Here is a 12,056-nt window from a genome sequence, read left to right as displayed (position 1 = left end):
TTTTGTATATTTGCTTTTATCTTTGTATCTTTAAAGTAACCATAACAGGAGTATTATAGTGACTTATAGTTGCTCTTACATAATAGTTTTGAGAATCACCCACATCAATATATGGTGGGTCCCAAAGAAGAACCTTAACCTTTTTAGCTGTTCTAGTATGTCCATCACTACCTATTATCACTGCTCTTAATTTTTCTGATGCTTGTGACATATCGTAAACTCCATTACTATTTACAGGTATAACTATAGGTACTATATTAGGATAGTTATTTTCAGTTGTTATTCCTATAATCTTAGGAATTATTCCAATAGTGGCTTTAACCTTCTTACCATTAGCTCCTCCTATAGTTCCTTCTAAAGTAACCTTTGATACTCTACAATCATCTATATATTCTGCATCAATAAAGTCAGTATTGATATTAACAGCTCTTGTCCAAGAAACTTGAACAGGTTTATTTGTACTTGGATCTATTACAGTAGTTGGATATGCTTCTCCCTGCATTATAGCTCCAAGTTCGCCTAAATCTTTGATATTCTCATCTGGATTATCTGGATTATTAGGATCCACTGGATCTACAGGATAGTTAGGATCATTAGGATCCACTCCATTTTCACCAGTAACAATTAACATAAGTCTAACCTTGCCGCTATATCCACTAACTATTCCTTCATAAGTATAAACACCTTCATAATTAGGATATTTCTTTTCAGATCCCCAAGTAACTCTTACATCCTTCTTAGAATTATCCTCCATAGTGGCTACAACTGTACTTGGTAAATTAAAATCAGATTTTCTCTGAACTATTACTTTTATATTATTTATAGTTTTTATAATCTGATTACTTGGTTTATTAGTAACATTTAGAGTTAGCTTAACTTTTTTCTTATAATGTTCCACTGTTCCATAAAATACATAAGTTCCAGGTTTACTCTTTTGTTGTGTTCCATAGTCCCATACTACAGATACGCTGCTTATACTTCCATCAGTCATTTTAGCTGATACAGTCTTAGGTAAATTGTAACTGTATCTACTTTCAGCCTCTGCAACAATGTCTTCAATCTTGTCTGGAATAGGTTTTACTACAAGTGTTAAATTAACCTTCTTGTCATATCCATCTATAGAACCTATAAAATTATATACTCCAGGTTTTGTAGTATCTACTCTTGTTAGATTCCAAGTAACTTGTACCTCTTTTTTGCTTCCATCACTTGCTGTAACTACTATAGTAGATGGTGGATTAAATGCTTCATTTTGATATATATCTTTTTTAATATTGTTTGTATCTGATACTTCTAAAGGTAAATACTTCATAGTAGTTTCCATACCATAGCTTACAGAAGCAGTTCCTCCTAGTATACCTATATCATTTATTATTTTCCCTTGAATAAAATTTTTAGTATAACTATTTAAACTACTGCCAACAAAAACTATAGGGGATGAAGTCTTTGGTGCAATAGCTGAGGCAGAAAGAGCATCCGCAAAATCTCTACCAGAAGCTATATAAACTGTACTAAAATCCAATTCATTTTGAAAAGCATTTATTACATCTATATTTCTTTTATAATAATCTCCACTACCAATCCTTAAAGCATTTGGAATACCCTTAAAAACTTTACTACTTATCTGATCTTCTCCACCTATTACATAAGTTTGTTCAACTTTTTTATTTGAACTTAAATATTTAACTACAGAAGGTGGAATATAATTTTTATTAACTAAAACTATTGGCATTCCTTTTAGGGCAGCTATAGGTGCTATAGATACTGCATCATGAAAGTCATTCCCATTTACAACAGCAATTTGCTTAGGCTTGCCAACCTTGCCTGCTACTAGTAATGCAGTTTCGTACCTATCCTTTCCCCCTAATCTTGTTACCTTGATTCCTCTAGCTTTTATACCATCTTCTACATTTTGAGAAATAACTCCCTTTCCCCCTATTAAATATACATTTTTCACCTTTAACCTATTAATCTGCATAGATGTGTAAATATTAAGTACCTTACCATTGGTTAAAAGTATTGGGGCATTATTTTTCTTTGCAAGAGGAGCTGCACTTAAAGCATCTGCAAAATTTTCTCCATTTACAATTACTGCCCAATCGCTATTTTCATTCCATCCTTCTTCACAGACTTTTGCTGCAGTTTCATATCTATTTGCTCCTTCAAATCTTTTAGTAGTAATTTCAGCAGCCTGTACCTTTGGAACATTTAAAGTAGAGGCGGCAAATACAATAGATAAAATCAACTGCATCTTTTTCTTAAAATTCATCTCAATTAAAAACCTCCTTATATTAGATTAAGGAATCAACTACAGCAAAGAAATTCCTATAGTTAAAATACTTTTCATAATTACTTTTTATAATAGCATATTCTATCCTTTTATTCTTTAAATTCCCTTCTAACTCTCTTATTCTTTCATTACTACTATAACTTCCATCAATTTTTAATCCTTCTATCATACCTTGAAGTTCTTTCATTTGTCTTTCACAAAGATAATTTGCATTTTTATAAAAATCAAATCTATAGTCTACATAAGTATAATTTATTTTATTTCTTATTCTTCTCTTTTCTTTTTCAGTAAGACTAGTTTTTAAATTTATCTCTAAAGCTTTAACCTTTTCATTCATTTGGTGATTTTTTTCCAATATTGCATACTTATTAACAACATCTTTAAAATCCTTTTTTATCATAGCCTTTACTTCATAAGAATAACTGCTATCCTTCATATAAGCCTCTACTTCCAACTCCTTTTGAAGGAATTTTTCAACATCTCCTCTATATCTGTCATCTGAATAAGAATTATACAACACTTCATAAGGATTATATTTATATCCATACATGTTTTCAAAAGTAAGAAGTTGTTGTTTTAAATCATTTAGCTCCTCATCTTCAAACTCTCCTTCTCCAAGCTGATTATTATTTGAATCTATTTTATTGTAATAGTCGTTTGGATCTGCATAATCTCTTAAATAGGTATCTTCATAATATACGTTTCTTACTGACAATGTTTTTAAATCATCCTCATTATCATCATTTAACAACTCTTTATCTATAGTTAATTTTTCTAAGTTACTTAAATTTCTCAATTCTCTTACATCATCTATTTTGTTTCCCCAAAGATTTAATTCTCTTAACTCCTTTAAATCTTTTAAGTCTTTTATATCATTTATGCTATTATCATTTAAATAAAGAACTCTTAATTTCTTTAACTTAGAAAGATCATTTACATTGCCAATACTATTTTTAGATAAATCCAATTCTGTTAAATTTACTAAATCCTCAAGGAAGCTTAAATTAGATATTCCAGTATTGCTAAGTTTAAGTGCTGTCAAATCAGTTAACTCAGAAATATCATTTAATCCACCTAATGACTCATTATTGCTTAAATCTAAATAAGTAAGTCTAGTTAATTTATCTAATTTTGATATACTACTTATATCATTTCCTGATAAATTTAAATATTCAAGTCTTATATTTTTTTCAAGATAGTCCGTATCCCATATTTTATTTTTGGATAAATTTAATGACTTCAAATCATATAATTCCTTTAAATCTTCTATATCTACTATTTTATTATTGGATAGATTTAAGTTTACAAGGCTTGTCATATCCTTTAAAGGTGAAATATCTTCTATATCATTTTTGCTTAGATTTAAATCCTTTATAGTAGTAATATCCTCTATACCAGTTAAATCTTTTATATGACAATCTGTTAAATCAAGAGAAGTTATTTTTTCAAAGTCAGATTTATAAAGTCTCTTATTCTTATTTGTTATACCTAACTTTTCTCTTACTGCATTATTTAAATTTGTATCATTGAATACTATTTCTTCATCTTTAAAATATCCAATCATACTGTCCATATAGCTTTCAGAAATAACTCCTGTTCCTCCAACTATATTCATATTTTGAATATCATCGTATTTTTTAGATATAAAACTTTTTAAAAGATTTCCATCCTTAGGATTTATCATCATAATAGGAGCCTCTTTTTTCGCTGCTAAAGCTCCAACTGAAAGTGCATCTGCAAAACTCTGTCCTGAAGCTATATAAATGTTTTTGTATAAATTAAGTTCATTTTCAAACTTAGCTCCTATATTTAAATTTCTTTCATAAATATCATAGGTTTTAGTTTTATCTTTACCGGTTTTGCTATCTCCTGGTATTCTCTCTATGTTTGTATTATAGTCTTGAACTGAATCTTCAAAATCTCTAACCACATTATCACTTATTACGCTAGAATCCCCTACTACATAAACTTTATCAAATCTTTTTCTTTTAACATATTCCTTAATATATTCTGGAGTATAATTTTTAGGTACTAAAAGTATTGATGAACCTTTTTTAGAAGCTATAGGTGCTATAGATAAGGCATCTACATAGTGATTTGAAGTAACTAAAAATATTGATCTAGGACTTCCTAGTTTATTAGCAATCTTAACACTGGTTTCATATCTGTCTTTACCACCTATTCTTTCTACAGAAATCCCCATAGACTTTATTGAACTTTCAGCAGCATAGCTTACAGATCCTAATCCTCCTATAATAAAGACTTTCTTAACATTCATCCTTCTCAATTCACTTCTTGTATTGGAATTAAGATAGTTTTTATTTGTAAGTAAAATAGGTGCATCATATTTTTTAGCTAAAGTAACTGCACTTAGTGAATCCGGAAAATTTTCTCCAGAAGCTATAACCGCATAATATGAATTTTCCCAACCTGCTTCTGCTACTTTAGCAGAAGTTACATATCTATCCTCACCATAAATTCTATTTTTAATAGGTGATGCACAAACATTAAAATTTATAACTGTACTACCTATTGCCCCTAACAAAAAACTTAATAGCCATTTTCTATTTCTTATCATAAACTCACCCTTTTTAGTCAAAATTAATATACTTTTTACTATGGTTGTCGTGCCTTTTTTTAAATTCTTTACCTATAATAGGACATATTTGTGACATTTTAATAATCACTTTGTAAAATTAAAATCTTTTTTTGAAAAAAATTAAATAATATAAGAAAATACCACTTAAACTTCCACAAAAGTCAATTATAACATCTTCAACAGATGAGGTTCTTCCTCTAACAAATAATTGATGATATTCATCAGTAACAGCATAAAAAAGACATATAAATAAAATATATATAATAGCTTTTTTCCCCTTTACTCCAAAGGCATAAAAAATGTTTGCTAAAAGCAAAGCTAATACTAAATATTCAAATGCATGGGCATTTTTCCTTAAAAACAAATTAAACTTTTCATTTCTGTAATAATTTTTTTTATTTTCTTCCTTAGTTAATGATTTACTATGTTTTTTCTCGGAGACTTTTGAATTATTTTCACTAATCTTTGTGGAACTTTCTCCTATTTTGCTATATATATTTTTTATATCATTTAATATTTCATGGCTTTTTTTATTGGATTCAATCCCTGTGTTAGAAGAATTATAGAAAATAAATACCATCCAAAGTAGGCATAAAATTATATAAATATATCTTTTCAAATTATCACCCTTCTTCCTAAGCATAAACATATTCTAACCTAAGATTCCATTTAAACACAATATTAACTATGGAAAAATTATTGTATTCATAGTTAAAAGATTATATAATTGTAATTGGAATTTAATATAATATTAACCATTTTAAATTTTTTAGTGAATTTTTACATACAAGAGGTGAACTATTGTGCAACAATTAAGTCCTATTGAAGCAAGAAAAAAACATCTAAAAAAAGTCACATGGACTATATCCATACTTGCTATAATATTAGTGGCAGGAATTGTTACTGCTATATCTTATCTATAAAAAAGAATCAAAATGATTCTTTTTTTATTTATTTAATTTTTATAATATGTAATTAAAAAAACTATTTAATTTAAATAATAAAGAGGATTTTGTAATATTTTTAGAGAATAATAAAATGAGGTTAAAAAATATACCAGGAAAGGACTTGAAAAAATGAAAGTTAGAAAAGCAGTAATACCTGCAGCAGGATTAGGTACAAGATTTTTACCTGCTACAAAAGCTCAACCTAAAGAAATGCTTCCTATAGTAGACAAACCTACTATACAATATATAATAGAAGAAGCCGTATGTTCTGGTATAGAAGAAATACTTATAATAACAGGACGAAATAAACGAGCTATAGAAGATCACTTTGATAAATCCATTGAACTAGAAAAAGAATTAGAAGAACATAATAAATCAAAGCTTTTATCTATGGTAAAACAGATTTCTAATATGGCAAATATCTATTACATAAGACAAAAAGAACCTAAAGGATTAGGTCATGCCATAAGCTGCGCAAAAACCTTTGTGGGTAATGAACCTTTCGCAGTTATGCTTGGAGATGATATAGTAGATAGTAAAACCCCTTGTTTAAAGCAACTTATAGACTGCTATGATGAATATAAAACCTCTATTTTAGGTGTACAAGAAGTGCCTAAAGAAAATGTATCAAAATATGGAATTGTAAAAGGACTCCATATAGAAGATACTGTTTATAAAGTAAAGGATTTAATAGAAAAACCTAGTGTAGAACAAGCGCCTTCCAATATAGCAATACTAGGAAGATATATAATAACTCCAAAAATATTTGATATATTAGAAAAAACCTGTCCTGGAAAAAATGGAGAGATTCAACTTACAGATGCTCTAAAAACTTTAATTAAAGATGAAGCTATGTATTCCTACATTTTTGAAGGAAGAAGATATGACGTAGGTGATAAGCTTGGCTTTTTACAAGCTACAGTAGAATTTGCACTAAAAAGAGAGGATTTAAGAGAGCCTTTCTTAAAATATTTATCTACCTTAAAAGAAAATAAGTTTTATAAAGAATTCTCTGCCTCTTTACAGAAAGAATAGAGTATATTTAATTAGGAGAGAACCTTTAATAAAGTTCTCTCCTAATTTATGTAACTATAATTTTATCCTGATACTTTTCCGTCCTCTATCTGTATAATTCTATCACATTTTTTAGCTATTCTATCATCATGAGTTATTACTAAAAAAGTGGTTTTAAACTTTTCATTTACATCTCTAAATACTTTATATACATCTGTAGAAGAATGAGAATCCAAATTTCCTGTAGGTTCATCTGCAAGAATTATTTTAGGATTATTCATAAGTGATCTTGCTATAGCAACTCTTTGCTGTTGTCCTCCAGATAAATCATACACTTTTTTCTTTTTAATGGAATTTAGTCCTACCAATTCTAATAATTCCTCCGCCCTATTTTTAGCCTTTTTTCCATTAAAAAGTCTTTTTATAGTATGAGGCATTAAAACATTTTCTATAACATTAAACTCAGGAAGCAAATAATGAAATTGAAATACAAAACCAATGTTTTTATTTCTAAGTGACGCTAAAGACCATCTTCCCATTTTATCTATTCTTTTCCCATCTACAGTAACTTGTCCATTGGTAGGTTTATCTAAAGTGCCTATTATATTCAAAAGAGTGGTCTTCCCGCTTCCAGAGGCACCAATAATAGAATTAAAAGAACCTTCCTCAATATTTAAATTCACATCATATAATACTTGAGTTTTTACTCTTCTTCCATATATCTTATTTATATTTTTAAGCTCTATAATGTTAGCCATTCTTTATTACCTCCACTGGACTTAATTTAAAGGACTTTATAGCTGGAAAAAATGCTGCAATAGTTGAAGCTATAATATCTATACCAGCAGAAATCAATATAAATCTTTTATTTATTATAATGTCTACTATTGGTTTTCCATCTGCAGTAACTATGTGTTTATTAAACTCTTGAATATATACAAAATTAAGATAAACACCTAGTAAAGTTCCTAATACTCCTAACATAAAAGCTTGAAACAAAAATATTGAAGAAGCGGAGCCATCCTTTGTCCCCATTGCCTTTAAAATTCCTATTTGTCTATATTTTTGAACTACACTTATACCTAATATACTTACTATACTCAACACCGTAGCTAAAAGTACAAAGAATTGGATTATAATAGTACAAATCTTTTGACCGGACATAGCACTAACCAACATCTTATTTTGCTCTTTCCAATTTTCAAATTTTAAATTTTTATCTCCTAATATCTTTTCTAATTTCTTTGCCATTACATCTGCCACATAAGGGTCTTTTAATCCCATTTCTATTGCATTAATTTTATCCCCTACTCCTGTTAATTTTTGAACTGTCGCTAAATTTGTTATAACCCAGCTGCTATTAACTTTTACTGCTCCAATATCATAAAATCCTGTTACCACTACTTCTAAATCATTACCATCCGAAGTAAGTAGGGTGACCTTGTCCCCAATATTTACTCCTAGTTTTTCATTTAAATCTTTTCCAATAATAACTTCATTATCTTTATAGGCCATTTTGCCTTTATAAATTTTACTTTCCATATTATATAGTTTATTCATTCTATCTAGCATAAAACCCCTTAAGTATATTCCCTCTCGTTTACCTTTTTTTTCTTCATTTTCGTATGCAATTTTACTTTTAATTTCATTTTTATTTTTAATTTCATTTTCAACATTCTGCTCAGAGTTTTTGTCATCAACTTTTATAACTGCATGTTTATTTAATTCAGGACAAATAGTTGAAATACCTTCAACGGTTTTTATTTTATTCTCTATTAACTTATAATTAGATATATCACTATTTTTAGAGTATATGGCAATATGAGTAGCACTACCAGCCACTTTGCTTAACAGACTTCCTTCTAATCCTTTACTAAGTAATCCTATAAATATTTGAACAGATACCCCTATAGCAATACCTAATATTATCATAAAACTTTGAAGCTTGCCCTTAGTTAAAAACCTAAAAGCTATTTTCATTGACGTAAACATTTTAACACCTACTTACTATATATTTTAATAATCATAAAATTTACGACTATATGCAGATAAAATCTTAAAGCCTCTCACCACCCTTACATGTCTATGTCTATATAAATTAGATTATTGCATTAAAGTTAATTTGTCAAAATTTTTTTATAGGTAGCTAGTACCTTAAAATTTCGTAAAAAATAACATGGAAACTTTTTTAGTCTTCCATGTTTATTAAAATTTATTTAATTGATCTTATTTGTTTAATATTAGTTCAAACATATTGCTTTATTTGCTTGTATACCATTTTTTTTGCAATTATCTAAGATCATTTTAATGCTTCTTCTATTATACTGCTTATCTTTATATGATTTCCTATAATGATTATATGATAAGCTGTTCCTAGATACAATATTCTTAACTCATATTCAGTTATATCTATATATCTCCAGTTAGTTTGTGTATTTGATTCTACCCATTAAAACAATTTTTACTCCGTATTCTTAGGATGGCTAGAAAAAACAATAGTTAATTTTTCTAACTTGGTTTTTTACAGTATTTATATTAATTTTCTTTTTATTTTGTTTACAATCTGTTCACAAACTCCAAGTGTCGTTACGAGGTCTTGATCAAACTTACTATTATCCCTGAAGATAAAAAAGAAAAAATTAGTGAGCTTAAACCCTTTTACATTGTGAAAGAGCGTTTTGGAAACCTACAAGAGAAAATATTCTATGATGAGATAGGATTAATTAATTTTTTTATCAGGCAATAAAATCCATATCAAAAGATGGCATTAAGTTAAAAAATAAAGAAAAAAACTCCATGTATTATAGTAAGTAATGTAAAAATTAAAGAACGTGAATTGGAATCATTGACAATTTAAACAACTTAATACACCATAAATTACAAAAACATTCTTATATTATTACATTTGTATTTAAGTGGCTAATAATTTAATTTATATCTTCCAATATAGTATTACTAAATAATTGATGTTTCCAATATATTAAATTTAATTTAAGAAACTATTAGGTAAGCAAAAACCTATCTAATGTTGATGGCTATAGGACTGACCATTGCGAGACGTAGCTGAACTTGCTACTCAACCTCTTGAGAAACAGAGAAACAGAAAGATGAGGGATGAAGGGGTTATACGATTTTGTCCTTCATATACCACTCAACTACTCGAGCTACTCCATCAACCATATGCACTTCCGGATTATAATTTAGGTCCTCTCTAGCTTTAGAAATATCATATACTCTATCAGTCACTGTTGCTTCAACATTCTTCTTTGTAACCGGAGGCTTCTTGCGCATGATGTTAAATATCTTTTCAAAAACATTGGCTACAAAGATCATAAGTCCCTTTGGAACAGGAATAAAATGAATTTTTACTCCCATAGTCATTGCTATTATCTTTGCTGAATCTTCAAACGTAATTGATTGAGCAGACGTAATTATGTATATCTCACCAAATTTTCCATTGTCAATAAGATTAACGAGTGCCTGAACTAAATCCGTTACATATACATTGGATACATAATTCTTACCTCTTCCAACACGCGGGAAGAAGCCTTTCCTACAAAGCTTAGCTAAAGATAGATAAGAATATTCATGTTCGCCAACACCATATACCTTCGTCGGTCTAATTATTATAACGGGGAAGTTATTCTCAATAAATTCCTTATTAAGCATCTGTTCTGCTTCATACTTTGAAATCTGATATGGCAGGTATGGTGTGCATTTACTTTTTTCAGAAATCAGTGTTTCGTGAACAATACCCATTGCAGCAATTGAACTTACAAAGATAAACTTCTTAATACCTGATTTCTTTGCTTCTTCTGTTATGTTTCTTGTCCCCTCAACGTTAACCTTTCTAAACTCAGCCATTGTTTTTTCTGTAGGCAATTGATTTCCAACTTTTGCTACCATATGGTATACAATGTCAATGCCATCACAGCAACCTTTTAATGACTTCTTATCATTTATATCAGCCAAAAAATACTCACAACTATCTCCAAACAATCTCCTTGCTTTCTCAATGTTTCTGACTAATAGCCGCACAGAATGATTCTTCTCTAATAATTGCGGAATAAAATATTCACCAATAAATCCAGTTCCACCTGTAACCAAAATATTCATATCACACCTCTAGTATCTATCTAAAATCACTATACATCTTCTCATATTAATTCTTTGTTATCCAAACACTATTGGATGGTTTTCTTAATATTATCTTCAAACTTTGTTTCCAATAACCATCCAAACTTATTGAAAGTCTTAGTAGGGTCAATAGCATAACACATGTCATAGCTTTTACGATATCTATGTTCTTCATTTCGTTGTGTTCGCCTACGTTATAGACTTCACCGACACACACCTTATGAATAATCAGATCCATTGCTCAGCAATGATCCTCTATGTAGGTCAGTCGCGTATGTTCTCAACCCTACCATAGACCGGAAGCGACTTACCATTCAGCGCATTGGCAATCATAAGCAGTATCAGCTTCTCTAGAAAATGATATGAGTTTTAGTTATTAGCACAACGATTGATAACAAGCAGACCACAAGTTCTATGGTATACAAACACTATCAGGTCACTCCAACCTTAGAAGAACTACTTGTATGAATTGATGTATCTTCCCTATAAAGAACATATGCGATTTGCCAAGTGGCAGATATCTGTAAACTTAGCCAGTACCTTCCTAATGATATATTTCAATATTACACCTGCCACAATCATCCATCAGCACTTCCGTTCCTTTAATATTGCTATCTAGGAATGCTTCCAGATTCTTGGTGGAACGATTCACATGTGATTCCGCTGCAAAGTTCACCACGACATCCAACTTCTCTTCTTCAAACAGCTTATACATTGCTTCTCAACCTGCAATAGATTCATTTACATCTATTATTGATGCCGGTGTTAAATAGATATCTAACATATGAAATATAAAGTTGCTTCCCAAAAAACCGTTACTACCAGTAACTATAATCGGTTTTGATGCCATACTAACAATCTCCTTTTTTTAATTTCTTAATTGGACAAATTGCTATACAGCTATTGCATCCTACACATTTATTATTATTAACCTTAGGGTACAAAAAGCCTTCATTATCATAAAGCATTTTAATTGCCTCATTAGAACATACCATCTTACATGCGCTACATCCACAACAGTCATATTTATCAATATATAAAACGGGTACTTTTATTTCATTATTCATAA

At 29.3% G+C, this 12,056-nt stretch carries 11 protein-coding genes; 1 reads left to right on the top strand and 10 read right to left on the bottom strand.

Annotated features, from left to right (window positions below):
* Positions 1-16 precede the first annotated feature (16 nt).
* From J2Z24_RS03325 to J2Z24_RS03315, 3 genes are all read right to left on the bottom strand, one after another.
* Positions 17-2,269, bottom strand: coding sequence for a cell wall-binding repeat-containing protein (locus tag J2Z24_RS03325; protein ID WP_035147908.1), 2,253 nt, complete (start codon positions 2,267-2,269; stop codon positions 17-19).
* A gap of 22 nt (positions 2,270-2,291) precedes the next feature.
* Positions 2,292-4,868, bottom strand: a complete 2,577-nt coding sequence (locus tag J2Z24_RS03320) for a cell wall-binding repeat-containing protein (RefSeq protein WP_051593253.1) — start codon at positions 4,866-4,868, stop codon at positions 2,292-2,294.
* A gap of 118 nt (positions 4,869-4,986) precedes the next feature.
* Positions 4,987-5,508, bottom strand: coding sequence for a VanZ family protein (locus tag J2Z24_RS03315; RefSeq protein ID WP_035147906.1), 522 nt, complete (start codon positions 5,506-5,508; stop codon positions 4,987-4,989).
* Between the two features lie 457 nt (positions 5,509-5,965).
* Here J2Z24_RS03315 and galU point away from each other — a divergent pair, with 457 nt between their 5' ends.
* On the top strand, positions 5,966-6,871 hold the full coding sequence (gene galU, locus J2Z24_RS03310; protein ID WP_035147905.1) for a UTP--glucose-1-phosphate uridylyltransferase GalU: 906 nt from the start codon (positions 5,966-5,968) through the stop codon (positions 6,869-6,871).
* A 62-nt stretch (positions 6,872-6,933) separates the two neighbouring features.
* Here galU and J2Z24_RS03305 read toward each other — a convergent pair whose 3' ends face one another.
* The 7 genes from J2Z24_RS03305 to J2Z24_RS03285 form a co-directional block, all read right to left on the bottom strand.
* Entirely contained in the window at positions 6,934-7,608 is a 675-nt protein-coding gene (locus J2Z24_RS03305) for an ABC transporter ATP-binding protein (protein ID WP_035147903.1), read from the bottom strand.
* Positions 7,601-8,842 carry an ABC transporter permease gene (locus J2Z24_RS03300; protein WP_035147902.1) on the bottom strand — a complete coding sequence of 414 codons (1,242 nt, stop codon included), beginning with the start codon at positions 8,840-8,842 and terminating at the stop codon, positions 7,601-7,603. Before J2Z24_RS03300 ends, J2Z24_RS03305 begins: the two co-directional genes overlap by 8 nt.
* Positions 8,843-9,973: 1,131 nt before the next feature.
* A complete protein-coding gene (locus J2Z24_RS03295) occupies positions 9,974-10,966 on the bottom strand; it encodes an NAD-dependent epimerase/dehydratase family protein (RefSeq protein WP_035147901.1) in 993 nt (330 codons plus the stop codon).
* Positions 10,967-11,012: 46 nt separating this feature from the next.
* Positions 11,013-11,162, bottom strand: coding sequence for a hypothetical protein (locus tag J2Z24_RS21875; protein ID WP_372440066.1), 150 nt, complete (start codon positions 11,160-11,162; stop codon positions 11,013-11,015).
* Positions 11,163-11,531: 369 nt separating this feature from the next.
* Complete coding sequence (locus tag J2Z24_RS21870) at positions 11,532-11,702, bottom strand: GDP-mannose 4,6-dehydratase (protein WP_372440065.1); 171 nt, start codon at positions 11,700-11,702, stop codon at positions 11,532-11,534.
* A 6-nt stretch (positions 11,703-11,708) separates the two neighbouring features.
* Complete coding sequence (locus tag J2Z24_RS21865; RefSeq protein WP_372440064.1) at positions 11,709-11,837, bottom strand: hypothetical protein; 129 nt, start codon at positions 11,835-11,837, stop codon at positions 11,709-11,711.
* A 1-nt stretch (position 11,838) separates the two neighbouring features.
* Positions 11,839-12,054 (bottom strand): 4Fe-4S dicluster-binding protein, encoded by a 216-nt coding sequence (locus J2Z24_RS03285; RefSeq protein ID WP_035147898.1) that lies wholly within the window; start codon positions 12,052-12,054, stop codon positions 11,839-11,841.
* Positions 12,055-12,056 lie beyond the last annotated feature (2 nt).

Source organism: Clostridium tetanomorphum (assembly GCF_017873215.1).
GTDB classification, from domain to species: Bacteria; Bacillota; Clostridia; order Clostridiales; family Clostridiaceae; genus Clostridium_AO; species Clostridium_AO tetanomorphum.
Note: the sequence above shows the minus strand (reverse complement) of the source record. Positions and strands in the feature narration are given on the sequence as shown.